Below are 25,128 nucleotides of genomic sequence, written 5' to 3'. Positions count from 1 at the left end.
CCTATCAAGCTACTAATTTCTATAAATTAGATGTTAATCTATCAATAATACATATTTTCATTCTATAAATATGAACTAATATAAAGCGTGAACAATTTAGGGAAGTTTTATGTGGAAAAACACATCGGATAAATACGGTTTAATCGCGGTATTAATTCATTGGTTGTCGGCCTTAATAGTGTTTGGTTTATTTGCTTTGGGCTGGTGGATGTTAACTCTGACCTACTACGATGAGTGGTATCGTTTGGGTCCTTGGTGGCATAAATCGTTTGGCATTACCTTACTTATCGTAACGGTTTTACGAGTGCTCTGGACTTTAATCAATACTAAACCTAAACCTTTAGGTAGCAAGTTTGAACGGTTAGGAGCGAAAGCGGGTCACTTTTTACTTTATTTGCTGCTATTCACAGTAATGATCAGCGGCTTTTTGATTTCAACAGCAGATGGTAGCTCTATCAGCGTATTCGACTGGTTTTCGGTGCCAGCAGTGATAACAGATTTACCAAAGCAGGAAGATATTGCTGGTGAGGTACATTGGTACTCAGCGTTGTCTTTAGTGATCCTAGCTGGTGGTCATGGACTGGTGGCGCTGAAACATCACTTTATAAATAAAGACAGCACACTTATTCGAATGTTTGGAAAAACTAAGAGGAAATCGTAATGAAAAAGACATTAATAGCAGCCGCGATAGCGGGCGGTACCTTATTTACTTCGGCGGCAATGGCAGAAGACTATAAAATCGATACTGAAGGCCAGCACGCCTTTATTCAATTTAAAATTAGTCACTTGGGTTACAGCTGGTTATACGGTCGTTTCAATGACTTCGAAGGCTCTTTCAGCTACGACGCGGACGCTCCTGAGAATTCCTCAGTTAAAGTGACAATCGATACCTCCAGTGTAGATACTAACCATGCTGAGCGTGATAAGCACTTACGTGGCGACGACTTCTTGAGTGTATCTGATCACCCTACTGCGACCTTTGAAAGCACTAAATACGTGCCGGATGACGATGATGAGGGCGAAGGTACACTGCATGGCAACTTCACTCTTAATGGCGTGACTAAAGAAATCGCTATCGAAGTTGAGCACATTGGCGCTGGCGAGGATCCATGGGGCGGATTCCGCCGTGGTTTTGAAGGTGAAGTAGACTTAACCTTAGCCGACTATGGAATCGACTATAACCTCGGACCAGCGGCTAAAGAAGTTCAGTTGACACTATCTATTGAAGGCGTACGTCAATAACCGACAGAATCAACTGAGTAGAGTTAGTGAGCTAATGCTTCTTTGTAAGCGTTAGCTGCTAGCTGACTATCACCAAGAGCGTGATAGGCGTTGCCCAATAAACGATAAACGTGACTGCTCGGTTCAATTTCTGCTAATTTTTTCAAAGCACGTTGGGCTAACGAAAAGTCCTGATTATCCATAGCGATTTGCGCAAGAGCGTAAAGGTAATCTCTATTTTCCGGATCTTGCTTCAACTGAGCTTGAACAAACTCCAGCAACTTCTCCGATTGTGCATTAAATAAATGCAAAGAGTTAACGGCAGCCGGTTGCAGCTCACCTCTTTTTAATCCTTTTAAAACCACTCTGGCAGAGACTTCATAATCACCTAAATGCTTTAACGCGGCGGCATAACTTAATCTGATGGTTGCGTCGCTACGTTGTTTACTGGGTAGGCTGCGCCACTCGTTGTACAATACCTCGTTACTTCTGCGACCCTCAGCAACAAAGCGTTCAAAATAGACTTGATATTCAAGACGGTCAAACTCCGCTGGAGCAAGGTCGGTTACACGGCGCAACTCTGGTAATAACTCTTTCAGTTGCTGCCAGTTTCCGGACGCTTTAAAGACCCGATAAGCCAACTTAAGTACATTGGCAGAGTGTGGCTTAGTTTCCAGTAAGCTTCGCATTTCTCTATCCGCTTGTGCTGGGTCTTTTTTTACCAACTGCTCAATGGAAACAAGCTGAAGCAGTGTATCTGCATTATCATAAAATGCTCCGGCTTCATCGTGCCAGTAAGTTGCCTTTCCGGCGTCTTTATTGAGGCAGGCGGCAACCGCTGTTAACGCGGCAACGTTGTTGTCAGGAGATTTTTTATAGGCCTTAGACAGGCTCTCAGTCGCTTTTTCGGGATTGTCATCCAGCAGCTCACGTATGCCCTGTTGGAAAATGTTATGAGCTTTACGTTCGCTTCGATTTGCCAACCACTTCCGGCCCTGACGGGTTTTGCTAAGCAGCCAGCGCAGTATTGACACCACAACACTGAGCACGGCAATTGCCACAATAGTAACGACAAACAGGCCGACTACGGTCGTTTCAATCGCTACTCCGGCAAACTGAACTAAAACATAGCCCGCGTTACCCGACGCGAGTGGTCCAATAATGGCCCCCAATATAATGGTGACAACCAGAGCGATGATCCATTTCATGAGGCATCTCCCTGCTCAATAGCCTGAGCGATGAAGTCCAGCGATTCAAGCTGCTCTATACTCTGCTGTTCAAAGTCTTCCTGGCCTAGTGCTTTAATACGCGAAATAATATCCTGTGAAGCTGCACCATCGCCTTTTACCTGCGCAATTAGCTCAGATAACTGTTCCAGGTAGCGCTGCCACAATTCATCATTATTTTTTACAGCCGCCTGCTGAGCCAGAGTAAATAGGAGTTGAATGCGTTCGTTTATTGCTGTGCGTTGGGTTCTACTCAGTAGAGGCTCAGGATTGCTTTCTACAGGTTGAATGCGAATAAAATTATCAAGGAATGACTGCCAGTTAGCACTCAGGTTCGTTTTCCAGTCATTAACATCGCCACTGACAGTCTGGGTGTCAGAACTTAAGCGCTGCTGATTATTGTTTACTTCGTCGGGCAGGTCAGACACGCGTTGTTGCAGACCCACGAGTTGCAGTGCCAGGTCAGTGTTGTCCGCTTCTACTATGGCATTCACGCGTTCAATATCGCCCGCGAGTTTCTCGCGGGTACGAATTGCGTTACGACTGTCAATACCCGACAGCTGCTGGTCTGCCAATTTCAAAAGTTGCAGCGCCGCTTTGTAGTCGTCCTGGCTCCACATCATTCGTGCAGCCGCGGATAAGGTTTGTTTTATTTCCAGTAGACGCCAGTAAGCCGCTTTTTCGGCAGGCGTTTTGCGCATGTCATCGCGTACATCCTCAATACTCTGACGCAAACTGGTCAGTTCCCGCTGCAGTTGTTGGTCGGTGTTACTCAACCTATCCAGTTCGCGGGACTGCACCGTATTTTGCAGTTGCTGCTCCAGATTCCCAACAGAACGCTCAAGTTGTTTAAAGCGCGTTTCAACCGGATCTTCTTGCGGTTGTTCACTTATCTGCTCAGAGTCTGTCTTAAATAAACCTGGGAAACGTGTGTAGCCCCAGTATGCGGCGGCAACAATAGCGATTAAAACAATAAGCCAGACTAAGCGTTTAAAGAAACGCCCGCTACTTTTCTCTGCGGTTATGGTTTCTTCTTCTGTGCTCTTCTCGCTACTTTGTTCATTATTCTGAACGTCTTCGTTCTCAACTTTATTCTCTTCAGTCATGGGTTTTTCCATCCGCTATTAGCGCATTCATTAATATGGCGTCCGCTGCACTGCCTGTTACTTTGATATTGTCTGATTGTCCGAAAGGAATCAAACCTTTCAGACGATGACTGGGAACTATCCACTGACAGCTATCCAGCCAGCTTTGGGCAGAACTTGGCATAGACGATAAAAAGTATCCCAGTTGTTCAGCGCTGGTAACAACGATAGTACCAACTGATCTTATCCACTGCTGAATCAGTTCAGGGTCGTTCAATGTGAGTTGTTTTCGGCGATACACTTCCCAGTAATAGACGGAAGCTCCGCGAGCCCTTATGGCGTCCGCTAATAATTCACGACCGCCTTCTCCGCGAATGATCAACCAGTTTTGTTGCTGCAGCTTTTGTAATTCCGACAACTCCAGCAACCCTTCCGACTGATGTATGAAGGTCGGACAGCTAACTGCAGTGTTTAAATGTCTGCACGCAAAAGAAGCGGTTCCCGGTCCGACTGCATAATATTTAGAAGGAACCCCGGTAAAACCAGCCTCGGACGCATAATGAGCTGCATTTTTACTGACAATAACAATGCCATCCCAATGCTCTTGTTTAACCTGGGTCAGCTGTTCTTTATTCACAGGTAAAGGCTCTATCTCAATAAAACTGTGAACAAAGCACTTTCTGCCCGTTTCACGCAGCTGTTGAGTAAAGTCGTCCGGACTCCTGCCCGGACGCAGCAGTAAAACCGCTTTATGAGTGACTGGATTCACTGTCATAGACTGCGCTCAGAATTTCGGCTGCACCTTGTTTAAGTAACCTTTCAGCGAGCTCTGAACCTAACTCTTCAGCTCTAGACGCCGGGCCGCGCACTTCATCACGAAGCACTTTTCCCCCATCAGGCTCACCAACCAGGCCGCGTAAATAGACTTCATCACCTTCCAGCTCAGCATAAGCACCAATAGGCACCTGACAACCGCCATCCAGCCCGCGGTTCATTGCCCGCTCAGCTAACACCCGCGTACGAGTTTCCTGACATTGCAGTGGCGCCAATAAGGCTTTCATTTTGTCGTCATCGCTGCGGCATTCAATACCCAGTGCGCCTTGTCCATTAGCCGGTAATGACTGCTCTACCGGAATAAAGGAGGTAATGCGGTCGCCCAGCTCCAGTCGAATGAGACCCGATGCCGCCAGGATAATGGCATCAAATTCACCGTCATCCAGTTTGCGTAAACGTGTTTGAACGTTGCCGCGTAAATCTTTTATAACTAAATGCGGAAATTGCTCTTTTACCTGGCAGCGGCGGCGCAAACTGCAGGTTCCGACTACTGCGCCTTCCGGCAGTTCATTAAGGTTTTTGTAGTTGTTGGATACAAAAGCATCGCGCGGGTCTTCGCGTTCGCAAATGGTGTGAAGCTCCAGTCCCGGTGGGAACTCAACCGGTAAGTCTTTCATGCTGTGTACGGCAATATCTGCACGGCCTTCCAGCATCGCCACTTCCAGTTCTTTTACGAACAAACCTTTACCGCCAATTTTTGCCAGCGGGGTATCGAGAATGACATCGCCTTTGGTCGACATAGGAACCAGTTCTACCGACAGGCCCGGATGCAGCTCTTCAAGGCGTTGTTGAATGTGTTCAGCTTGCCATAAAGCCAGCTTGCTTTTGCGTGTTGCAATTCTAACACTTTGGGTCATTCGTTTTCCTTTACGACGATTAATGACTTTTTAGGTATCTGGTGCGATGATAGGCACCATAGAAACCCAAACGGAATACCTATAGTTTAGCGATGTTTAGTCGAATTGTAATCAAGACGCTGGTGCTATCAGCCATTTTAATGACTTTAGTCGGTTGTGGTCAGAAAGGGCCACTGACGCCTGAGCCTATGCCAGAGCAAAATACACCTGCAGAGCCGCCGGCGGAAGACACCAAATGAGCGAGTTAATTGACTATAAAAATGGCCAGTTTCATATTGAAAACTGCGACGTCGAGAGTCTTGTTGAGCGTTTTAGTTCGCCTTTGTATGTTTACTCCAAAGGTCAGATTCTAAAAAACTGGCGCGAGTTTCAGCAATACTGGCCCGCACCTCATAAGCTGTGTTATGCGGTAAAAGCCAATAGCAACTTAGCTATTCTGCAGTTACTGGCCGAGCATGGCGCGGGTTTCGATATTGTCTCCGGTGGCGAGCTTCAGCGTGTATTAATGGCCGGCGGTAAAGCTGACGACGTGGTTTTTTCCGGTGTGGCTAAATCCAAAGACGAAATCATTATGGCGCTGGAAGCGGGCATCGGCTGCTTTAATGTAGAGTCTGAGGCGGAGCTTGAGCGTATTCAGGACATTGCTGCTGCCATGGACAAACAGGCCCCGGTGTCGTTAAGAGTGAACCCCGACGTTGATGCCAAAACGCATCCGTACATTGCTACGGGCATGAAAGCCAACAAGTTTGGCATCAGCATGTCATTGGCTAAGCCGGTGTTTCTTAAGGCGCATAGCTTACCCAACATTAATCTGATTGGTGCGGATTGCCACATAGGTTCGCAAATAATGACAGCGGAACCTTTTCTCGATGCCGCTCAGCGCATGTTTAATCTGGTTTCGGAACTGGAAAAAGACGGTATCCAGCTGACACACCTGGATTTAGGTGGCGGTTTTGGTGTGGCGTATCAGCCGGAAGAGCCGTTGGATAAGTCCTTTTATTTAAAAGAACTGGTTAAGTTAGCCGAAAATTACCCGCAAATTACTATGGTACTGGAGCCCGGACGCGCAATTACGGCGGATGCCGGAGTTCTGCTAACCACAGTGGAATACATTAAACCCTCAGACGATAAGAATTTTGTTTTGGTCGATGCCGGCATGAACGACTTATTACGTCCGTCTTTGTACCAGGCCTGGCACGATATTTTACCGGCGCACGAAAATAAGCGCGGCGGCGACCAGTTGAATGATATTGTCGGCCCGGTGTGTGAAACCGGTGACTTTTTCGGACACGCACGGCACTTAAATGTGCAACAGGGCGACATACTGGCTATTAAACATACCGGTGCCTATGGTTTTACTATGGCGTCTAACTATAACAGTCGTGGCCGCCCGCCCGAGGTTTTGGTCTCTGGTGATAATGCTACACTGATCCGCGAACGTGAAAGTTTTAACGATCTCGTCCGGGGCGAGCACTTGTTACACCAGGAAGGCAAATAAAAATGTTATTACATTTTTCAAAAATGCACGGGCTCGGCAACGACTTTATGGTGGTGGATAACGTCACTCAGAATTTATATGTGAATCCGGATCAAATACGCCGCTGGGCAGACCGACACACAGGTATTGGTTTTGATCAGATGCTGTTAGTTGAGCCGCCTTATGACCCTGACCTGGATTTTCACTACCGCATTTTTAATGCCGATGGCAGCGAAGTTGCTCAATGTGGCAACGGCGCCCGCTGTTTTGCGAAGTTTGTAAAAGCTAAAAACTTAAGCAATAAGAATCACCTTAAGGTCAGTACCAAGGCCGGAAAAATGGTTCTGCACTTAGAGAAAGACGGTCAAGTGACGGTGGATATGGGCGAACCCTTATTCGAACCGGCGGCGGTGCCTTTTAAAGCGCAAAAAGCAGAGCAGACTTACGTTTTAAGAGTACAAGAAGAAACGGTTCTTTGTGGTGTTCTGGGTCTGGGCAATCCGCATTGTGTTATCGCTGTGGATAACGTCGATACTGCGCCAGTGGAAACCCTCGGAGCTGCCCTTGCAGCGCATGAGCGCTTCCCGGAAAGCGTGAATGTAGGCTTTATGCAGAAAGTATCGGCTGATGAAATTAAACTGCGCGTTTTTGAGCGCGGCGTAGGTGAAACCATGGCGTGTGGTAGTGGCGCCTGTGCCGCAGCTGTAGCCGGCATTCAGCAAGGCTTATTAAATGAGAGAGTAAAAGTCAGCTTGCCCGGCGGGGACTTAATTATCCGTTGGCAGCAGGGGCAGCCTGTAAAAATGACCGGCCCCGCAGAATTAGTTTACGATGGACAGATGGTGTTATGAGTAGCGAATCAAAAATGATTGCAAATGAACGTTTAGACGACAGCCTGATAAGAGAATACTTACAAGAGAACCCTGATTTTTTCACGAGAAATGATGACTTGCTGGCCCAGTTACAGTTTCAACACAGTGAAAAAGGCGCTGTCTCGTTAATTGAACGGCAGCAGCAAAAGCTGCGTTTGCGCGCACAGCAGCTGGAAGAAGAAATTACCGAGCTGATGATAAACGCGCGCCGCAATGAAGCTATTTTCTCGGCTTACAGCAACTTATACGTCAGTCTGTTGCGCTGTCAGAGCCTGAGTCAGGTTCTGGATGAATTGCAAAACACCTTTGAGAACGAGTTGGAAATGCCGGCCTTGTCGTTGAAGTTTTTCGACAGCCCGGTGGATTTAGGCGAGCAGTACAGCTTTGCCTCCGACACTCACAAAAAGCTACTAAGCAAACGTTTCAATGAAAGCTCTATCTATCTTGGTCGCTTAACGGAGCAAGAGCATAAGCTGTTGTTTCAGGACGAAGAGATAGCTTCCGTGGCACTGCTGTTGTTAGGCGATAACGGTGAGCTGGGGATGCTGGCGGTCGGTAATACTAACGCCAGTCATTTCGAGCCGGCAATGGACAAGTTACTGATCAATCAGCTACAGGCCTTGCTCAGCGCATTGTTACCGGGGCTACTGCAAAACCATGAAGCTGCATGACTGGCAGCAAAAATGGATGCAACAACTGCAGGGAGAGCGAGGGCTAGCTGAGCTAACACTAAAGAACTATCAGCGCCTTATTGCGGCTGATATCGCGGCTCTTGAACTGCAGAAAATAACGGAACCTAAAGCGCTTCGTGTCCCTGTTATCGAACGGCTGCTGGTTGGCTGGCGGCGTAATGGGCTGGGTGAACGCAGTATTGCTTTAAAATTGTCAGCGTGGCGTACCTTTTGCCAGTTCATAGTGGAATCTAACGCTATGGACGACAACCCGGCTATGTCAGTATCGGCACCGAAAATTCCCAAACGTTTACCCAAAAACCTCGATGTGGACAGTATTTCCCATTTGCTGGATTTACCCACAGATGATGACTTAGCCATTCGCGATGCAGCGATGATGGAGCTGCTCTATGCCAGCGGCATTCGTCTGGCAGAGCTGGTGAGCCTTGATCTGGACCACATTGAACACCGTATGATGCAATTACGGGTGACCGGTAAAGGCAGCAAAACGCGCATTGTGCCCTTTGGTCGCTGTGCTGAAAAAGCCTTAAAAAAATGGCTGTCAGTGCGTCAGGCCTGGTTAAACCAAAAGCCCGAGCTGGCGCTTTTTGTGAGTAAAAGGCTACAGCGCATCAGCCCTCGTACTGTGCAGCAGCGGCTGAATTACTGGGGTAAACAACAAGGTGTGGTTGGCGACTTGCATCCGCATAAGTTACGGCATTCGTTTGCCTCTCATATGCTGGAATCCAGTGGTGATTTGCGCGCGGTGCAGGAAATGCTTGGACACGCCAACTTATCCACAACTCAGGTGTATACCCATCTGGATTTTAAGCGTTTAGCCAGTGTTTATGACAGCGCCCACCCGCGCGCCCGGAAAAAATCGACTTAACTTTTATCAAATAAGAGTACCGCGTTATGCAGTTCCACCGCCGCTGGCATTTACCCAAAGTTATCAGTTTTGATTTAGACGACACGCTTTATGACAACGTGCCGGTTATGCAGCGTACAGAAGAAGTCGCTCACAGCTATATTGCAGAACAATACCCGCAAACTGCTGAGTGGGACATGCATCACTGGCGCCGCTTCCGTGATGAGGTGAGCCGTACCGACGAAACTCTCGCCACCGATATGACTAAACTGCGCCTGAAAACCCTGGAACTGGGGTTAGAGAAATTCGGTGTTGATGATTCGGCTCGGGCAGCGAACACCATTATGGATGTGTTTTTGTCCGAGCGTAGTAACTTTGAAGTGCCACAAGACAGTATAAAATTATTGGATGCCCTGTCGGAGCGTTACAAATTAATTGCACTGAGTAATGGCAATGTAAATGCGGATAAAATTGGCCTGGCTAAGTACTTCGAGTTAGTGATTCAGCCCGGAGATGGCATTCGCGGTAAACCCCTGCCGGATATGTTCGCCGCCGCCGAACGAAAACTACCGGAGTTGCAACCGCATGAGTTTCTGCATGTAGGCGATCATCCATATTCCGATATTCTTGGCGCGCAGCGGCATGGCTGGCAGTCCGCCTGGCTAACCTCAGGGCTGGGCACGCAAAAGCATATGTCTGTTTTGCCGACAGTGACTTTGCACAATCTGAATCAGCTACAGCAGCTCTTACTGGATTAAAACACGTAAACAACTACTGGTTGCTTATACAGTGATGCACTATTACACTGACGCCATAACGTAATACAGTTCTTACTAATGATTTAGGTGACCGCTAATGAGTACACACCCGCTTCTGGCAGATTTAAACGAACGACAGCAGCAGGCCGTATCTGCAACCGACGGTCACATGCTGGTTCTGGCCGGAGCCGGTAGTGGCAAAACCCGTGTGTTGGTGCATCGCATTGCCTGGCTTATTCAGGAACGGCAGTATTCGCCCTTTAGTATTCTGGCCGTTACCTTTACCAATAAGGCAGCTGCCGAAATGCGCGGACGGGTTGAGCAACTGGTAGGCAGCTCGGTGCGCGGTATGTGGATTGGTACCTTCCATGGTCTGGCGCATCGTTTATTGCGCGCTCATTATATGGACGTTGGTCTGCCGCAAAACTTTCAGATAATCGACAGTGATGATCAGCAACGGCTCATTAAGCGTTTAATTAAAAGCTTAAACCTGGATGACAAACGCTGGCCAGCCAAGCAGGCACAGTGGTACATCAATGGTAAAAAAGACGAAGGTCTGCGCCCGCAGCACATTGAAACCTACGACCCTACAGAGCAAACCTTAAAAGAAATCTATACTTTGTATCAGGAGAGCTGTGACCGAGCCGGCCTAGTGGATTTTGCCGAGCTGCTGCTGCGCGCACACGAGTTACTGCGTAATAACCGCATTGTCCGCGAGCACTATCAGAACCGTTTTCGCCATATTCTGGTCGACGAGTTTCAGGACACCAACTCCATCCAGTATGCCTGGATCCGCTTATTGGCTGGTAGCCAGAACAGCGTGACCATCGTGGGTGACGATGACCAGTCCATTTATGGCTGGCGCGGTGCTAAAGTCGAGAATATTCATCAGTTCCTATCGGACTTTGAAGGCTCTGAGACTATCCGTCTGGAGCAAAATTATCGCTCTACAAGCACCATTTTGCGCGCCGCAAACTCGGTTATTTCCAATAACTCGGGGCGTCTGGGTAAAGACTTATGGACCGACGGTAACGACGGCGAACCAATAAGCTTGTATGCCGGTTTCAATGAAATGGACGAAGCCCGTTATATTGTGGCGCGAATTGAAGAATGGCGTGATCAGGGTGGTTCGCTGCAGGACTCGGCTATTTTATACCGAAGTAACGCACAATCGCGTATTTTAGAGGAAGCGTTGCTGCATGCGCGTGTTCCTTATCGTATTTATGGCGGTTTACGTTTCTTCGACCGTCAGGAAATAAAAGACGCACTAGCGTACTTGCGAATTTTGGGTAATCGCGATGATGACGCGGCCATTGAGCGGGTGATTAACACTCCAACGCGGGGTATCGGTAACCGTACTATGGATATGATCCGGCAGGCGGCGCGAGAGCGTGAAGAGTCCTTATGGCAGGCGGCAAAATATATGGTTAACGAAAAGCAGCTGGCCGGACGGGCGCGCAACGCTGTGGGTTCGTTTTTGGACTTTATCGAGAACTTAGACGACGAAACCGAAGAGTTTTCGTTAGGCCGCCTGAGCGACGAAGTGATTAAGAAAAGCGGCTTGATGGCCATGTATGAGGCCGAGAAAGGCGAAAAAGCGGAAACCCGGGTCGAAAACTTAAAAGAGCTGGTCACCGCCTGTGAAAACTTCACTCTGGATGATGCCGAAGAAGATATGACACCGCTGAATGCTTTTCTGGCACATGCCTCGCTTGAAGCTGGTGAAGAACAGGCCGATGAATATCAGGATGCCGTACAGCTCATGACGCTGCACAGTGCTAAAGGTTTGGAATTTCCTTTGGTATTTATGACCGGCGTGGAAGAAGGTTTATTCCCGTCTCAGCAGTCGATGGATGAACCCGGAAGACTGGAAGAAGAGCGTCGGCTTTGTTACGTCGGTATGACTCGGGCAATGGAGAAGTTGGTGCTTACTTACGCCGAGCAGCGCCGTATTTACGGCCAGGAATTGTTCCATAAAATTAGTCGTTTTATCAGTGAAATTCCGGCGGATACTTTGCACGAAGTACGGCTGCAAACGAGGGTAGAAAAGCCTAACAGTTATGGCCGCTTCAATAATGCTGCCAGCCACGAAAGCTTTGAGCAAACGGGTTATTCATTAGGCCAGCGGGTACGTCACCCGAAGTTTGGCGATGGTACTGTGTTGAACTATGAAGGCACCGGACCGCAATCCAGAATTCAGATTAACTTCGACAATGTCGGCAGCAAGTGGCTGGTGGTTGCCTATGCGCGACTTGATCCGGTTTTCTAAAGTGTAAAGATGTGATCAAAAACCGCGTTCTTCGACTACCCTTAGGGTACATACATACAATGTCGGAGGCATTATATGAAACGCTCTGCAAATGCACAGTGGAAAGGTAGTACAAAAGAAGGTTCAGGCGTTGTTTCAACGCCAAGTGGTGTTTTAGACAGCACCCAATACTCATTTAAGAGCCGCTTTGAAGATGGCAAGGGTACGAACCCCGAAGAGCTTCTTGGGGCAGCGCACGCAGGCTGCTACGCCATGGCGTTTTCGTTAATGCTGGGTGAATCTGGCTATGAGCCGGACAGTATTGATGCCAAAGCCGAAGTGTCGTTAGAAGAAGATGGCGATGGCTTCAGTATCGCTAAAATTCACCTGACGGTGAAAGCCAGTATTCCGGATATTGACGAAGACAAATTCCAGAAACTGGCTGAAAAAGCGAAAGAAGGTTGTCCTGTCAGCAAAGTGCTGAAGGCTGAGATCTCAATGGATGCCAGCCTCAGCTGAAGCTAGCTTCTTTTTCGCTTTACGATCACGCTGGCGCTGTATAATGGAATCGAAACTGTACAGTGCCAGCGCACTCCAGATAATAATAAAAGTGACCAGCTTACTTTCTTCTAAAGGCTCACCGTAAACCACTACCGCCAAAGCAAACATTAATGTTGGAGCTATATACTGGAAAAAGCCCAGCGTGGCGTAGCGCAGGCGCTGTGCCGCCGCGGTAAAACACAGTAGCGGAATGGTTGTGACCAGCCCGGCGGCAACGAGTAACAGGTTTAACGTCCACGGGTTAGCGGTTAAATCACTACTGGCTGATTCGGCAAACACCAATAGATAAATAAGCATTACCGGGAATAGAATAGCGGTTTCCAGCCAAAGTCCGCTAATAGAATCGACCGGCAGGCGTTTGCGAATGGCGCCGTAAATAGCAAAGCTGGACGCTAAAGCCAAAGCCACCCAGGGTACCGCGCCAAAGGTAACAATCTGGATGGTAACGCCCACCACGGCCATACCAATGGCAACTAATTGCAGGCGGCGCATACGTTCGGCAAAAAACACCATTCCGATAGCCACATTCAATAGCGGGTTAATGTAGTAGCCAAGGCTGGCATCTAACATGTGGTTACTGTTGACGGCCCAAATAAACAAAAACCAGTTACCACCCAGCAGACAGGTTGCCAGGGTTAAACGCAGCACCAATTTGCGGCTTTTTAGTATAGGGAGAATGCGGTCCAGTCGTTTCATGGCAACTATTAGTACAAACACCATCAAAAATGCCCAAATAATTCGATGGGAGAGTATTTCTAGCGCAGGTACTTGTTTCACCAGCTTGAAGTAAACCGGTGCTATGCCCCAAAAAGTATAGGCGGCAAGTGCGAAGAAAACGCCTTGCCGCGCCCGAACGGCGTCATCGGACATGTCTCTAGAATCCTTTTTTATCAGCGTTAGCCGACCAGATAAGTTCCGGTTCCGAACGCAATGTGCGTGCCTTCTTCGTTGTGCAACTCCATCCGTGCCACCGCGACTTTATTACCTGAGCGGATGATGGTTGCGCTGGCTATAAATTCGGTACCGCGCCCTGGACGAAGGTAATCAACCCGAAGGTCAATAGTACCACAACGGCTAAGACGCTCCATTAAATAAGCTTCAGTAGGAGACTCCAGTCTGTCGACCATGCCGGCTATAGCGACCAGTCCCCCGGCGGTATCCAGCGCAGTAGCGGTAACCCCACCATGCAGCATACGCTGTGGCACATTACCCATGAGTTGCTCCTGCCATTTAAATCGAATTTCACCACGCGCAGGGTTAAACTCCGTAATTTCCAGGCCAAGCAGTGCCTGGAACGGAACCTGAGTGTTCATAAACTCGGAAACTTTTGTCAGTATTGTTTGTGTATTCATTTTCGGCATGGTGATTAGCGGACAGGACGCTTACAATAAGAGCATGTTACTCGGGAAGTCAATATAACCATGCACAGCAGTACCGCCGAAAAAGTACAATTTGATCCGCTTAAGCAGCAGCTTGAATCTACCTTTGGCTATCACCAGTTTCGTGATGGCCAGCAGGATATTATGCAGGCCGCTATGCAGGGTCGTGATTCTTTGGTGCTGATGCCAACCGGCGGCGGTAAGTCGCTATGCTATCAGTTGCCGGCTATTTGCGGTGACGGCCTTACTCTGGTGATTTCGCCATTGCTGTCGTTAATGCAGGATCAGGTCGAGGCGCTTAAAGCTCTGGATATTTCAGCGGCAACCCTGCATTCGGGTGTGTCGTCGCAGGAATCAATGGCAACATTTCAAGGTTTGCAGAACGGTGACATTAAACTCTTGTATGTGAGTCCCGAGCGAGTTTTACAGCCGTCTTTTATTGAACGCCTGCAGTCATTAAAGCTTAATTTTATTGCGGTGGACGAGGCGCACTGTATTAGCCAGTGGGGGCACGACTTCCGGCCTGAATACGGCAAACTTGGAGTACTGCGTAATTACTTGCCCAATGTGTCTTTTATGGCGTTAACGGCAACCGCTGACTCTGCTACCCAGCACGATATTATTGAACGGCTGTGTCTGCGCGAACCCTTGGTGCACCGCAGCTCGTTCGACCGGCCCAATATTCGTTACGTAGTGCAGGAAAAGTACAAGCCACTGAAGCAGGTTCGTGACTACGTTAAAAAGCAAAAAGGCGCCGCCGGTATTATTTATTGCGGCAGTCGCAAAAAAACTGAAGAGCTGTCGGAAAGTCTGCAGCAAGCCGGGGTGCGTGCTGCACCCTACCACGCCGGTATTGAGCACCAGATAAAGGAAAGTACCCTGCGCCAGTTTCTGCGTGACGACATAGACGTTGTTGTTGCGACGGTGGCCTTTGGTATGGGTATTAATAAGCCCAACATTCGTTTTGTTATTCATTTTGATATTCCCCGTAGTGTTGAGTCTTACTATCAGGAAACCGGGCGTGCCGGGCGCGATGGCCTTCCAGCAGAGGCCGTCATGCTTTATGACCCACGTGATGCGCAGTGGATACGGCGAATGATAGAAGATCAGGAGAATGAGCAGCGGCGTCTGGTCGAGGCGCAAAAGTTTTCAGCTATGCAGGCCATGGCTGAAGCGCAAACTTGCCGACGACTGGTTGTGCTCAACTACTTTAATGAGTACTCCGATAAAGAATGTGGAAACTGCGATTTGTGCCTGGACCCACCCCAGCGCTACGACGGTCTGGAGGACGCCCAAAAAGCATTGAGCTGTGTGTACCGCGTAGGTCAGCAGTTTGGTATCAACCATGTAGTGGAGGTTTTACGTGGCTCAAAAGCCCAGCGTGTTATTGAGCTGGGACACGATCAGCTTAGCACGTACGGCTTAGGCAAATCGGAAACCCAGGAGCACTGGTTTTCGGTATTACGACAGCTCATTCACCGGGGGCTTATTCTGCAGGACATTCGGCGTTTTGCGGCGTTGCAACTGACTGACGCCGCACGTCCTGTTTTAAAAGGCGAAGTGCCGCTGGAACTGGCTAAGCCGCGAATAGAATTAACCGCAACCAAAACCCGAATTACTGATCGGGGTGACTATAATAAAATTTTGTTCCGGCGTTTACGCAAGTTACGTAAAGACATTGCTGACCGTGATCAGGTGCCACCCTTTGTCGTATTCAGCGACGCTGCACTGGTGGAAATGTGTGTGCACTACCCCACAACAGCCAAAGATATGTTAGAAATCAATGGTGTTGGAGAAGTTAAACTGGCACGTTATGGCAATGAGTTTATGCAGGCTGTGGAAGCGTTCTTGTCCGGTGCCAGCGAGCGAGAATTATTTAATGGGTAAAGAATAATAATGGAAGACAACATCATTACGCTAAAAAGTACACCGCCGGAAGCTGACCATGAGCTTTGGGTAAACGAACTTTGTGAGCGCATTGGTGCTACGGTCCGTGAAAAAGAATGGGCAGCAGACCAGTTTTGCTGGCGTTTGAGTATTAACCAGCGGCACTGGCTGCTGTTTTATTCAGAAATTTGTGATGCCGTCTGGTTACAAGCTCTGGAAGAACCCGAAGCTACAGTAGAAGCACGCCTGGCGGAGTATGGTTATGTTTAACTATTGGTTTGCCGCACTACTGTTAGCGTTAACCCTGATACCATCGGCTTTTGCTCAGGACCCTCTGACCGTTTCTCCGCAAAGCTCGCGGTTAATGCTGAATGAACATCTCAACTACCGGGTGGTCAACGCCAATCTGCAAGTTGAGAGCATTGCTATTAATGAACCGCAGCGCTGGTTAAGCTCTGAGGAGCTGCAGGATCATAACTACGCCGGTGAACGACCCAATGTCTGGGGTGTAGTTCCCCTGTTTAATCGCAGTAACGCGCCGCTTACTCTTCACCTGCATTTTAGCGATCCTTACCTGGAGCAAGTTGGGGTTTATTTACTGGATAAAAATGGGCAAATCGAGAACAGCAATATCAGCCGGTTTTCCACTCCGTTGTTGCAGCGCGAATACTTGTCGCATGAGCAAGTATTGCCCGTAACTTTACCGGCCAACAAAATTGTCTGGTTGGCGGTGTCGGTGCAGCAATGGCCTGAACAAATGCCGTCTATAGGTCTGTGGCAGCCAGGCGACTTGCAATTACGCCTTCAGCAGCAACAAACCGCTTTGGGCGTTAACGCCGGTATTCTTATTCTGTTAGCTTTAGCAGCGGCTGTTTCAGCGCGGTTGTTCGGTAGCCGCCTGTTAATTTCCTTTGGCGGCCTGACATTAACCTTTACTCTTTCGCTGCTGTCACACAGTGGCATCTGGATTACCTATTTTACGCCATACTCGCCGGACATTGCTGCGGAGCTGAAGGTGTATATCAGCCAGCTTCTGGTTCTCGCTCTTAGTTGGTTTATATGGGAATGGTCGCGTTTTCGCTTCAAATTCTCCCGGTTCAACCGTATTGGTTATGCGGTAATGATGGCGGCTATTGCGCTGACCATTTTGCTGCCGTGGTTGTCCGAGCCCTGGCGGTTGGCCTCTGTATCCTGGCAAATTAATGCGCTACTGCTCTGGGGAGGAGTCGTTATTGGTCGTAGCCTGCAGAAACAACCTGTGGCGGGTCATAAATGGCAAACGGTATTGATGGTTCTGACCATTATATCTGCCTGGCTGCTGGTTTCACCGCGCTATAACCCAATTTGGGAAGGGCTTTCCGGGTTATTGTTGTACAGCGGCCTGACGTTAGTCACAACCATGTTTTTGCTGGCGCTAGAGCGCTATCGATTTAGTCGCCTGGTACAGCGCATTAGCAATTTAAAACGTAACCGAAAAATTTTAAGGCGGCGTTTATGGCGTATTTTAAAACGAACCGGAGAAGGTTGGTTCAGAGTTAACCCTGACGGCAGTATTAAACAGGTTAACCGACAAATGATAAAAATTTTGTCAGCTCATTCTTTGAAGCAAATTCAGACGCATTGGCCAAAAGGTTTTAGCATTGAAGGGCAGCGCCAACTGGTTTCTATTGAGCGGCTTGATGGTCGTAAAGTATGGCTAGATATTGAGTTGTTTCCTGACAATACCGGGCGTATGGCTGATGTAACAAAACGCATGGAAGCGGAAGTTCATCTTAACTTTCTGGCACACCACGATGCCTTAACGGGTCTGTTAAATGTGCGCGAGTTTCGACGCCTGCTGCAATCTCGCCTGGATAGAAAAAAGACAACCAGCGTTACCATTATTCGTCTTAATGGTTTGCAGGTTATTGCGGATCAAGCCGGTGCTGACGGTCGCGATCAGGCCATACTGCAACTGACATTATCGTTGCAGCAAAAAGCACCTAAAAGCGCACGTGTCGCACGCATAAGTGAAGCAGAAGTTGCGTTGCTGACGAACGAAGATGAACAAGCGGCGTTTGCCCAGGCACATCGTTTACTGCAAGTTTGCAGAGAGTTTCGCTTTAGTAGTGAAAAACGTATTTTTCAGCTGACAGGCCACGCCGGTATTGCTTACAGTCTTGGTGAAAGCCTGGCCGCCAGCACGATCATGCGCCAGGCTCGGGAAGCCGTGCAACTGGCAATGCAGCAGGGTGACTATCGAGTTCATTCGCACAGCGAAGCCGATCAGAAACGCTTGATTGGGCAAGCCGAGGAAGAGTGGGAAGCGCGGCTGAAGAAGGCACTACGGGAAGAAAACTGGCAGTTGTTTGCGCAACCACTGGTCAGTGCCGCAAAAAGTGAAGATAAGCATTGCTTCGAGTTACTACTACGGCTGCCGGGTAACGAGAGTGACGAGGCTATTGCTCCGCAGCAGTTCTTACGGGCAGCTCTTAATGCCGGCGTTATGGGTAAGGCTGACCGCTGGCTGGTCAGGGAAGTTATTGAACATTTTAAAGAACAGCCCTTTGCCGCTAATCGCACCTGGCGCTGCCATATTAATTTGTCCGCGCAAAGCCTCGAAGATGTCGACTTTATTCGCTTTATAGAGCAAAGCCTGAAGCATTCTATATTGCAGCCGGAACAGTTGGTATTTGAGGTGGCAGAGCCTGACGCCGACAAGTACTTTGATGAAACTTACCGTCTGTTCAGAGAGCTTAAGGATTTAGGCATAGGTACTGCTTTAGATCAGTTTGGTACCGGCTTCAATTCGTTCCGGCTTATGAGGCAGTTACCGTTAACGCAAATTAAGGTTAATAGATTTTGGGTGCAGGACATGCTGGTAGATGCGGTTGATGCGGAACTGGTCGCCAGCTGTGTGCGCATTGCTAAGGTTCTTGATATTGAGGTATGTGCAGTAGGCGTGGAAAGTGACGAAGCGCGTATTAAGCTCACTCAGCTGGGCGTAGACTATATCCAGGGGTTCGTCTGTGGGCACCCAGTAGAGTGGCAACGTCAGGAAAAACAGGGCGGCTAATTGCCGCCCCTCATCCAGTGCTTAAGTTTAAGCAGCACTTTCCTTACTTTTGGAACGATTTTCCAGCAGGTCTTTAGTTGAGCTGCCAATGTTGATACGTTTCGGCTTCATGGCTTCAGGAATATTCTTCACCAAGCCGACCGTTAACAGACCGTTCTTTAAGGCTGCGCCGGTGACTTCAATGTGTTCAGCCAGGCTGAACTTACGCTCGAAGGCACGGTTTGCAATGCCGCGGTGCAGATACTCGCGTTTTTCGTTTTCTTCGGCTTTTTTGCCGGTCACACGAAGCACGCCGTTCTCTACTTCAATTTCCAGATCATCCTCTTCAAAACCTGCAACTGCCAGCGTAATGGCGTACTGGTTTTCTGCTACCAGTTCAATGTTGTAGGGAGGATATCCGGTTGCACCAGTATCTGAGCGTAGTGCCGAATCCAGCAAAGATGCCATACGGTCGAAACCTACACTGCTACGATATAGAGGGCTTAAGTCGATAGTTGCCATAGTCATTCTCCTTTGAAGCAATAACTTTAAAATGTTTAATTAAGTGACACACCATGTGTCGGTTAAGGCGGCTCTCTCAGAGACACCGGCCTTAACGTCTATATGTGTACTGCTCAATTTGGTTTCAAGAGTCGGGTTGCAAAATTTTTCATTGGACTCTGCTTCAAGGCACTCTATTATCGGAGCTAAGCAATACTTTATTTATTTGTGAAAAGGACTCTCAGGATGGCCGAAGAGCCAGAAAAAACGTGGCAATGGGTAACAGTTGATGACTATGAAAAACCGGCCGTACCCACTACCATAAAAATAAAAAAGTGGTGGGAAAAATTTGTTCGCTGGATAACACCAGAACAAGAACAGGAAGGTGAGGAAGAGCAATCGCAAGTACTGGAACTGAGTTTTGATACCGCTGCAGAGGCTCTGAATGATTGCTTTTCTGACTGGTTAAATGACAATGACGATAGCAGCTTACGCTGGATTATTGCGCCACCCCACTCTGGTGTTGAGGAAGCGGTGCAAAAGTGGTCTGAGAAGCATAGTCTGCGGGAAGTGAGCCTGCCCGACAGAGAGTCACTTTGCAACCCTGACGATTCTCCTATGCCGGAGTTTCAGCCTCAGTCCGATGATAATAAACCCTGGATAATGCCTCAGTTAGCACACAGTTTCCTGCGCCAGACGAACGGTTTGCGCTGGGTGCGGGAATTCTTCTCTCAGGTACTGTCCGGTGAAGCGGGTAAAGGCGTTATTGTTTGTGACAGCTGGGCCTGGGCTTTTCTGGAAAAAGTCTGGCCGGTGCCGGTAAATCAGTTATGGACATTGCAGGGGCTGGATCAAAATGCCCTTGAGCAGCTGGGACTGGCTCGCGGAGATGGTCGTTTACGGGCTTTAGCCGCATTAAGCCGGGGTAATGCCGGTGTCGCTGCGGCCTATTCCGACCGTTATCAACGTGGTAGTGAAAAGGCCTTTGAAACACCGGCGCTACCCTCAGAGATAAACGATGCAACGGCTTTTGTTTGTTATGCTCTGCTGCTTCACCGGGGCATGAATAAAACGCAGTTAGTGCAGGTATTGCCGATAGTTTCCGCTAGCCAGCTTGAAATTCAGTTACAGGTGCTCAAACAACGTGCCCTGATTGAGCTTGAGCAAGAGCTTTGGTACGTCACCCCGCGAGGCTACCCGGTTGTCCGGGAGTTACTTATGTCCCGTGGTTTTTGGTTAGACCGGTTCTAACGGTGCGAGCTTAGGAGGTAAGGAATGGAAACCGATTCATTAAAAGACGTCGCCGGGCTATTTAAGACACTGGACGGCTTTGCCATTTTTGAAATTGCTGTGATTTTTGCCGTGGCACTAGCTGCTGTATGGTTCACCCAACGAGTTTTGCCCTGGGTTGCAGCACATTTGCATGGCAAAAGGCGGTTATACATTTTGGCTATGGTGCCAATGGTCCGTATAGTGGTTCTGGTCATTGCACTGGTCATGATCATGCCCCGAGTTATAGAGCCGACTATACAAAATATGGTGGCGACACTAGGTGCCGCGGGTCTGGCAATAGGTTTTGCGTTAAAAGATTATGTCAGCAGCTTAATAGCCGGCGTGGTAGCTATTCATGAAATGCCCTACCGTCCGGGCGACTGGATAGAAGTGGATGGCAGCTATGGCGAAGTCACCCATATTGGCATGCGAACAGTTGAACTGGTTACTAATGATGACACCGTTATTTGGGTGCCACATTTGAAGCTCTGGGATAACTTAATTCATAATGCCAATAATGGCGGGCCCAGCTTAATGTGTATTGCTGAGTTTTATGCGCAGCCGGAAGCCGACGCCTATCAAATTCGTGACGCGCTGGAAGAAGTGGCACTGACCAGCCCTTATCTGCAACTCGGTAAGCCAATAGCGGTTACCGCCGCAGAACAACCCTGGGGCACAAAGTATCGCTTAAAAGCCTACCCAATTGACCCCAGGCAACAGTTTCAGTTTATTACCGACATGACCGCCCGGGGCAAAAAACGGTTAATGGAACTGGACGTACGCTTCGCCAAGGTTGAATCGGACGAAGCGTACCAGCTAAACCGTTGAGTTGTTAGTTACTTGTATTGTTGACTCATAATTACCCGCGATTATCTGCATAGTATGTTGTTTTTTGTTTGTTTTTTATCCAGCTGCATTGAGTTATAACCGGCTTCCTGTATTGTTCGCATCTCAAATATTTTGGGGTAGAAGAATATGGTGCAGACAAACGATCGGGCTAAATTTCAAGCAATAAATAATGACACAATATTTGTTGTTACCTTCGGTAACGATACCCGCATTCGGGACGCCAAACCTGCTTTTCAATCCCTTTTAAAAGAAACCAATGATGAACTCAAACATCGCACTCGCACCAATATTGTTGGTGAGGTTCCTAAAGCCGTGCTGGATGAAATAGACAATGCGGTGCGTAATGAGAGCCCGTGGCGTGGTGTCTTACCTATAAGAGTAGCCGAAGGCAGAATAGCCTGGTTTGAAGTTTTTGTCCGGGGAACTTACCGCAGAGGAAAAGTAACCGGAGCTCAATGGTTAATGACTTATGCGCCACATGAGCTTGCCTCCAAAGCGGAGAAAATGTACCAGTCTGGCAGTTTAAACCGCCGGGTATCCATGCAGACTGTGCTTGGAGCTATAGCAGGTTTAATCTTAATTCTTGCTTCAGCAATGATTAACTGGTGGGCGGTAATACCTACAGGGCTCGCCTTTTTAATAACCTATTATTTGCTGAGCCCCGGACGTAAATATGCGGAGCAGTTGAATTCTCTGGAGGGTGAATATGCTCCAATCCAACAGCGCATATACGCGGATAGCTCAACTCTGGGCGCATTGCTGTATGAGTTAATGTTAAAAGACAGTGCAATGACTGCTGTGATATCGCGGTTAGATAATGGTACAGAAGCGCTGGCCGAAACGTTAAGCAGCACAAGACAACGTTCTGAGCATACTCTGGATATGTCGCAACAAGCGGTTGCCGCTATAGAGCAAGTTGCGACTGCCATGGAAGAAATGTCAATGACGGTGGCTGATATCGCCACTAATGCCAGTGAATCGTCCAGCTCCGCAGAAGATGCCCGAAATACGGTGAATCATGCGGCAGAATTCATTTCAAATACTTCGGACAAGATGAGTTATCTAGTACAACAAGTTTCAGCCAGTGCTAATACTACTGAAGATCTTGTTGAGCGCTCAGAAATGGTTCGTACGGTTAGTCAGCAAATTGATTCAATTGCAGAGCAAACCAACTTGCTGGCACTAAATGCTGCGATTGAGGCTGCCCGGGCGGGAGAGTCAGGTCGCGGATTCTCTGTTGTTGCAGATGAAGTAAGGAATTTATCGAAGCGTACTCAGCAAGCTGTTGACGAAATTGATGAAACCATTACCGGAATGGCTGGGGCGATTGAAAAATGGGATCGACAGATGGCCGAGCAACGGGAACTGGCGGAAGAATGCGGTGAACTTGGTCAGCAGTCGAAGAATGAAATGGTTTCAATTCAAGATGCGATCACTGATATCAGTGACCGCATGACTCAAATTGCAACAGCTGCAGAAGAGCACAGTCAGGCCGTCGGTGAAGTTCGTAATGGCATAAACCAGGTTAACGATACCTCAAAAGAGACTCACGAAGTCGCTATTGCTAACGCAGAAGATGTTCAGAGTGTCTCCAGGCGCGTGACTGAGTTCCGCTCGCTGGTTGCCGCCTTTGAAGACGACGACGATTAAGTTTCCTCGGCCAGGAAGCCACCGGACTGGTGGCGCCATAATTTGGCGTAGAGTCCATCCTGAGCAAGCAGCTGTTCGTGGCTGCCCTGCTCTATAATCTGACCCTGATCCATTACCACTAGTTTGTCCATAGCAGCAATAGTGGATAAGCGGTGGGCAATAGCGATAACTGTTTTACCCTGCATGAGTTTATACAGGTTTTCCTGAATGGCGTTTTCTACTTCGGAATCCAGCGCTGAGGTTGCTTCGTCCAGAATCAGAATGGGCGCATCTTTTAACATGACACGGGCAATAGCAATTCGCTGGCGCTGACCACCTGAAAGTTTTACGCCGCGTTCGCCGACATGCGCATCCAGACCGGTACGACCTTTGCTGTCACTTAAGTCCGCAATGAACTCCTCGCAATGCGCCTGCCGTATTGCCTTCATTAAGTCCTCTTCACTGGCGTCGGGGCGTCCGTACAAAATATTGTCGCGTACTGAGCGGTGCAGCAAAGAAGTGTCCTGAGTCACCATGCCAATGCTGGCGCGCAAACTGTCCTGCTGCACTTTATGAATGGGTTTATCATCAATACGAACTTCGCCGCCCTCAACGTCGTAGAAGCGTAACAACAAATTCACCAGCGTGGACTTTCCCGCTCCGGAGCGTCCGACAATACCGACTTTTTCGCCCGGCTTAATGTGCAAATTAAAGTCATCCATAACGCCATGACCTTTGCCATAATGGAAGCGAACATGATCAAAATTAATGTCGCCGGAAGTCACGTTTAAAGCGGGCGCATTGGGCTCATCGATAATGCGCTGTGGTACAGCAATTGAGCCAATACCGTCCTGAACGGTACCAATGCTTTCAAACAGCGTCGACATTTGCCACATGACCATTTGTGACATACCAAATAAGCGCAGAACCAGACCGATAACCACTGCAACAGCACCTAAGGTCACAGCATTATCCATCCACAACACAATGGCGGTAGCGGCAGAGCTGAACAACAATGCGCAGTTTATAAAGTAGAGAAAGCCGTAAAGCTGCGTAACCAGGCGCATTTGCTTATGCACTGTTCCCAGAAAAGTGTCCATGCCCTCGTGCGCAAACTCGGCCTCGCGCAGCGAGTGTGAGAACAACTTAACGGTTTGAATGTTGGTATAGGAGTCGACAATGCGCCCGGTCATATTAGAGCGGGCGTCAGCCTGTTCGGCTGATATTTTACCCAGTTTAGGCACAAAGTAGCGTAACAACAGAGCGTACAGAATGAGCCAGCAAGCCAGTGGCAGCATCATACGCCAGTCGGCACTACCAATAATGACAAACATACCAAGGAAGTAGACAGCGACGTAGTTCACAACCTCAATAAAGGTCATGATGCACTGCCGCAGTGCGAGTGAAGTCTGCATTAATTTGGTGGCGACCCGGCCGGCAAACTCGTCCTGATAGTAACTCATGGACTGTTTCATCAAATAACGGTGACCCAGCCAACGAATGCGCATGGGGAAGTTACCCAGCAATGTCTGGTGAGTCAGCAGGGAGTGAAACCAGACCAGCAAGGGCAAACCGACTAACACCAGAATGCTCATTCCAAGCAATGGCCAAAACTGATCGTTTAATAAGGTTTCTTTGTCCTGCGCTGCCAGCCAGTCAACAATTTGCCCAAAAAAGCCAAATAACCAGACTTCGGCAATGGCAATAGCGGCCATAAGTAGCGCGGTTAGTGCAATAAAAGGGGTCGCCCCTTTAGTGAAATGCCAGCAGAATGCAAAAAATCCGGTAGGAGCCTGAGTGGGTTCCTCCGTAGGAAAAGGGTTTAATCGGCGCTCAAACCAGGAAAACATTGCTTTTCACTCCTTGAGATACATCAAGCTAAAGGGTATCAGGTTCACC

24 protein-coding genes are annotated in these 25,128 nt (G+C 48.5%); 16 read left to right on the top strand and 8 right to left on the bottom strand.

What is annotated here, in order from left to right; translation table 11 throughout:
• The first annotated feature begins 109 nt into the window (after nucleotides 1-109).
• Both U0358_RS13170 and U0358_RS13165 read left to right on the top strand, forming a co-directional pair.
• Entirely contained in the window at nucleotides 110-661 is a 552-nt protein-coding gene (locus U0358_RS13170; RefSeq protein WP_322406576.1) for a cytochrome b, read from the top strand.
• Nucleotides 661-1,242, top strand: coding sequence for a YceI family protein (locus U0358_RS13165; protein WP_322406575.1), 582 nt, complete (start codon nucleotides 661-663; stop codon nucleotides 1,240-1,242). Before U0358_RS13170 ends, U0358_RS13165 begins: the two co-directional genes overlap by 1 nt.
• A 23-nt stretch (nucleotides 1,243-1,265) precedes the next feature.
• Here the strand turns inward: U0358_RS13165 and U0358_RS13160 are convergent, their stop codons facing one another.
• From U0358_RS13160 to hemC, 4 genes are read right to left on the bottom strand one after another with little or no spacing between them, the layout of a single operon-like run.
• Entirely contained in the window at nucleotides 1,266-2,429 is a 1,164-nt protein-coding gene (locus U0358_RS13160) for a heme biosynthesis HemY N-terminal domain-containing protein (RefSeq protein WP_322406574.1), read from the bottom strand.
• Nucleotides 2,426-3,553, bottom strand: coding sequence for a uroporphyrinogen-III C-methyltransferase (locus U0358_RS13155; RefSeq protein ID WP_322406573.1), 1,128 nt, complete (start codon nucleotides 3,551-3,553; stop codon nucleotides 2,426-2,428). Before U0358_RS13155 ends, U0358_RS13160 begins: the two co-directional genes overlap by 4 nt.
• On the bottom strand, nucleotides 3,546-4,307 hold the full coding sequence (locus tag U0358_RS13150; protein ID WP_322406572.1) for a uroporphyrinogen-III synthase: 762 nt from the start codon (nucleotides 4,305-4,307) through the stop codon (nucleotides 3,546-3,548). The genes U0358_RS13155 and U0358_RS13150 overlap by 8 nt, the downstream gene beginning before the upstream one ends.
• On the bottom strand, nucleotides 4,282-5,223 hold the full coding sequence (gene hemC, locus U0358_RS13145; RefSeq protein ID WP_317497778.1) for a hydroxymethylbilane synthase: 942 nt from the start codon (nucleotides 5,221-5,223) through the stop codon (nucleotides 4,282-4,284). The genes U0358_RS13150 and hemC overlap by 26 nt, the downstream gene beginning before the upstream one ends.
• 92 nt (nucleotides 5,224-5,315) lie before the next feature.
• Between hemC and lptM the strand changes: the two genes are divergently transcribed.
• The 8 genes from lptM (at nucleotide 5,316) to U0358_RS13105 (ending at nucleotide 12,636) form a co-directional block, all read left to right on the top strand.
• A complete protein-coding gene (gene lptM, locus U0358_RS13140) occupies nucleotides 5,316-5,462 on the top strand; it encodes an LPS translocon maturation chaperone LptM (protein WP_011235781.1) in 147 nt (48 codons plus the stop codon).
• A complete protein-coding gene (gene lysA / locus U0358_RS13135; protein ID WP_322406571.1) occupies nucleotides 5,459-6,721 on the top strand; it encodes a diaminopimelate decarboxylase in 1,263 nt (420 codons plus the stop codon). Before lptM ends, lysA begins: the two co-directional genes overlap by 4 nt.
• 2 nt (nucleotides 6,722-6,723) lie before the next feature.
• Nucleotides 6,724-7,551 (top strand): diaminopimelate epimerase, encoded by an 828-nt coding sequence (dapF, locus tag U0358_RS13130; RefSeq protein WP_317497776.1) that lies wholly within the window; start codon nucleotides 6,724-6,726, stop codon nucleotides 7,549-7,551.
• Nucleotides 7,548-8,243, top strand: a complete 696-nt coding sequence (locus U0358_RS13125; RefSeq protein WP_322406570.1) for a DUF484 family protein — start codon at nucleotides 7,548-7,550, stop codon at nucleotides 8,241-8,243. Before dapF ends, U0358_RS13125 begins: the two co-directional genes overlap by 4 nt.
• Nucleotides 8,230-9,132, top strand: a complete 903-nt coding sequence (locus U0358_RS13120) for a tyrosine recombinase XerC (RefSeq protein ID WP_322406569.1) — start codon at nucleotides 8,230-8,232, stop codon at nucleotides 9,130-9,132. The genes U0358_RS13125 and U0358_RS13120 overlap by 14 nt, the downstream gene beginning before the upstream one ends.
• 26 nt (nucleotides 9,133-9,158) lie before the next feature.
• Entirely contained in the window at nucleotides 9,159-9,869 is a 711-nt protein-coding gene (locus U0358_RS13115; protein ID WP_322406568.1) for an HAD-IA family hydrolase, read from the top strand.
• 97 nt (nucleotides 9,870-9,966) lie between these two features.
• Nucleotides 9,967-12,138 (top strand): DNA helicase II, encoded by a 2,172-nt coding sequence (gene uvrD, locus U0358_RS13110; protein ID WP_317497772.1) that lies wholly within the window; start codon nucleotides 9,967-9,969, stop codon nucleotides 12,136-12,138.
• 75 nt (nucleotides 12,139-12,213) lie between these two features.
• Nucleotides 12,214-12,636: an OsmC family protein gene (locus U0358_RS13105; protein WP_317497771.1), complete on the top strand. Its 423-nt coding sequence runs from the start codon at nucleotides 12,214-12,216 to the stop codon at nucleotides 12,634-12,636.
• Here U0358_RS13105 and rarD read toward each other — a convergent pair.
• Together rarD and U0358_RS13095 are read right to left on the bottom strand one after the other, a co-directional pair.
• Complete coding sequence (gene rarD / locus U0358_RS13100) at nucleotides 12,613-13,548, bottom strand: EamA family transporter RarD (protein WP_322406567.1); 936 nt, start codon at nucleotides 13,546-13,548, stop codon at nucleotides 12,613-12,615. The two genes, U0358_RS13105 and rarD, sit on opposite strands and share 24 nt — an antisense overlap.
• Nucleotides 13,549-13,574: 26 nt before the next feature.
• Nucleotides 13,575-14,039, bottom strand: coding sequence for a thioesterase family protein (locus U0358_RS13095; RefSeq protein WP_011235772.1), 465 nt, complete (start codon nucleotides 14,037-14,039; stop codon nucleotides 13,575-13,577).
• Nucleotides 14,040-14,099: 60 nt separating this feature from the next.
• On the opposite strand from U0358_RS13095, the gene recQ reads away from it, so the two are divergent.
• The 3 genes from recQ to U0358_RS13080 are packed head-to-tail and all read left to right on the top strand — an operon-like array spanning nucleotide 14,100 to nucleotide 18,999.
• Nucleotides 14,100-15,944, top strand: coding sequence for a DNA helicase RecQ (gene recQ, locus U0358_RS13090; RefSeq protein ID WP_322406566.1), 1,845 nt, complete (start codon nucleotides 14,100-14,102; stop codon nucleotides 15,942-15,944).
• Between the two features lie 9 nt (nucleotides 15,945-15,953).
• Nucleotides 15,954-16,214 carry a DUF3630 family protein gene (locus U0358_RS13085; RefSeq protein WP_110013532.1) on the top strand — a complete coding sequence of 87 codons (261 nt, stop codon included), beginning with the start codon at nucleotides 15,954-15,956 and terminating at the stop codon, nucleotides 16,212-16,214.
• The gene (locus U0358_RS13080; RefSeq protein ID WP_322406565.1) at nucleotides 16,207-18,999 is read left to right on the top strand and encodes an EAL domain-containing protein; all 2,793 of its coding nucleotides are present in this window, start codon (nucleotides 16,207-16,209) and stop codon (nucleotides 18,997-18,999) included. Before U0358_RS13085 ends, U0358_RS13080 begins: the two co-directional genes overlap by 8 nt.
• A gap of 27 nt (nucleotides 19,000-19,026) precedes the next feature.
• On the opposite strand, the gene U0358_RS13075 is transcribed toward U0358_RS13080, so the two are convergent.
• Nucleotides 19,027-19,500 (bottom strand): Hsp20 family protein, encoded by a 474-nt coding sequence (locus U0358_RS13075; RefSeq protein WP_317497767.1) that lies wholly within the window; start codon nucleotides 19,498-19,500, stop codon nucleotides 19,027-19,029.
• Between the two features lie 225 nt (nucleotides 19,501-19,725).
• Between U0358_RS13075 and U0358_RS13070 the strand changes: the two genes are divergently transcribed.
• The 3 genes from U0358_RS13070 to U0358_RS13060 all read left to right on the top strand — a co-directional run bounded on the left by U0358_RS13070 (nucleotide 19,726) and on the right by U0358_RS13060 (nucleotide 23,250).
• The gene (locus tag U0358_RS13070) at nucleotides 19,726-20,730 is read left to right on the top strand and encodes a hypothetical protein (RefSeq protein ID WP_322406564.1); all 1,005 of its coding nucleotides are present in this window, start codon (nucleotides 19,726-19,728) and stop codon (nucleotides 20,728-20,730) included.
• 24 nt (nucleotides 20,731-20,754) lie between these two features.
• The gene (locus U0358_RS13065) at nucleotides 20,755-21,579 is read left to right on the top strand and encodes a mechanosensitive ion channel family protein (protein ID WP_322406563.1); all 825 of its coding nucleotides are present in this window, start codon (nucleotides 20,755-20,757) and stop codon (nucleotides 21,577-21,579) included.
• 147 nt (nucleotides 21,580-21,726) lie between these two features.
• Nucleotides 21,727-23,250 (top strand): methyl-accepting chemotaxis protein, encoded by a 1,524-nt coding sequence (locus tag U0358_RS13060; protein WP_322406561.1) that lies wholly within the window; start codon nucleotides 21,727-21,729, stop codon nucleotides 23,248-23,250.
• On the opposite strand, the gene U0358_RS13055 is transcribed toward U0358_RS13060, so the two are convergent.
• Nucleotides 23,247-25,079, bottom strand: a complete 1,833-nt coding sequence (locus tag U0358_RS13055; protein ID WP_322406560.1) for an ABC transporter ATP-binding protein — start codon at nucleotides 25,077-25,079, stop codon at nucleotides 23,247-23,249. The two genes, U0358_RS13060 and U0358_RS13055, sit on opposite strands and share 4 nt — an antisense overlap.
• Nucleotides 25,080-25,128: the final 49 nt, after the last annotated feature.

It is taken from the genome of Idiomarina sp. PL1-037 (assembly GCF_034422975.1).
Taxonomy (GTDB): domain Bacteria; phylum Pseudomonadota; class Gammaproteobacteria; order Enterobacterales; family Alteromonadaceae; genus Idiomarina.
Note: the sequence above shows the minus strand (reverse complement) of the source record. Positions and strands in the feature narration are given on the sequence as shown.

Excerpts from the sequence above, each read along its gene's own strand:
- U0358_RS13170 (WP_322406576.1), top strand. The coding sequence starts at position 110 with ATGTGGAAAAACACATCGGATAAATACGGTTTAATCGCGGTATTAATT.
- U0358_RS13165 (WP_322406575.1), top strand. The coding sequence starts at position 661 with ATGAAAAAGACATTAATAGCAGCCGCGATAGCGGGCGGTACCTTATTT.
- U0358_RS13160 (WP_322406574.1), bottom strand. The coding sequence starts at position 2,429 with ATGAAATGGATCATCGCTCTGGTTGTCACCATTATATTGGGGGCCATT.
- U0358_RS13155 (WP_322406573.1), bottom strand. The coding sequence starts at position 3,553 with ATGACTGAAGAGAATAAAGTTGAGAACGAAGACGTTCAGAATAATGAA.
- U0358_RS13150 (WP_322406572.1), bottom strand. The coding sequence starts at position 4,307 with ATGACAGTGAATCCAGTCACTCATAAAGCGGTTTTACTGCTGCGTCCG.
- hemC (WP_317497778.1), bottom strand. The coding sequence starts at position 5,223 with ATGACCCAAAGTGTTAGAATTGCAACACGCAAAAGCAAGCTGGCTTTA.
- lptM (WP_011235781.1), top strand. The coding sequence starts at position 5,316 with ATGTTTAGTCGAATTGTAATCAAGACGCTGGTGCTATCAGCCATTTTA.
- lysA (WP_322406571.1), top strand. The coding sequence starts at position 5,459 with ATGAGCGAGTTAATTGACTATAAAAATGGCCAGTTTCATATTGAAAAC.
- dapF (WP_317497776.1), top strand. The coding sequence starts at position 6,724 with ATGTTATTACATTTTTCAAAAATGCACGGGCTCGGCAACGACTTTATG.
- U0358_RS13125 (WP_322406570.1), top strand. The coding sequence starts at position 7,548 with ATGAGTAGCGAATCAAAAATGATTGCAAATGAACGTTTAGACGACAGC.
- U0358_RS13120 (WP_322406569.1), top strand. The coding sequence starts at position 8,230 with ATGAAGCTGCATGACTGGCAGCAAAAATGGATGCAACAACTGCAGGGA.
- U0358_RS13115 (WP_322406568.1), top strand. The coding sequence starts at position 9,159 with ATGCAGTTCCACCGCCGCTGGCATTTACCCAAAGTTATCAGTTTTGAT.
- uvrD (WP_317497772.1), top strand. The coding sequence starts at position 9,967 with ATGAGTACACACCCGCTTCTGGCAGATTTAAACGAACGACAGCAGCAG.
- U0358_RS13105 (WP_317497771.1), top strand. The coding sequence starts at position 12,214 with ATGAAACGCTCTGCAAATGCACAGTGGAAAGGTAGTACAAAAGAAGGT.
- rarD (WP_322406567.1), bottom strand. The coding sequence starts at position 13,548 with ATGTCCGATGACGCCGTTCGGGCGCGGCAAGGCGTTTTCTTCGCACTT.
- U0358_RS13095 (WP_011235772.1), bottom strand. The coding sequence starts at position 14,039 with ATGCCGAAAATGAATACACAAACAATACTGACAAAAGTTTCCGAGTTT.
- recQ (WP_322406566.1), top strand. The coding sequence starts at position 14,100 with ATGCACAGCAGTACCGCCGAAAAAGTACAATTTGATCCGCTTAAGCAG.
- U0358_RS13085 (WP_110013532.1), top strand. The coding sequence starts at position 15,954 with ATGGAAGACAACATCATTACGCTAAAAAGTACACCGCCGGAAGCTGAC.
- U0358_RS13080 (WP_322406565.1), top strand. The coding sequence starts at position 16,207 with ATGTTTAACTATTGGTTTGCCGCACTACTGTTAGCGTTAACCCTGATA.
- U0358_RS13075 (WP_317497767.1), bottom strand. The coding sequence starts at position 19,500 with ATGGCAACTATCGACTTAAGCCCTCTATATCGTAGCAGTGTAGGTTTC.
- U0358_RS13070 (WP_322406564.1), top strand. The coding sequence starts at position 19,726 with ATGGCCGAAGAGCCAGAAAAAACGTGGCAATGGGTAACAGTTGATGAC.
- U0358_RS13065 (WP_322406563.1), top strand. The coding sequence starts at position 20,755 with ATGGAAACCGATTCATTAAAAGACGTCGCCGGGCTATTTAAGACACTG.
- U0358_RS13060 (WP_322406561.1), top strand. The coding sequence starts at position 21,727 with ATGGTGCAGACAAACGATCGGGCTAAATTTCAAGCAATAAATAATGAC.
- U0358_RS13055 (WP_322406560.1), bottom strand. The coding sequence starts at position 25,079 with ATGTTTTCCTGGTTTGAGCGCCGATTAAACCCTTTTCCTACGGAGGAA.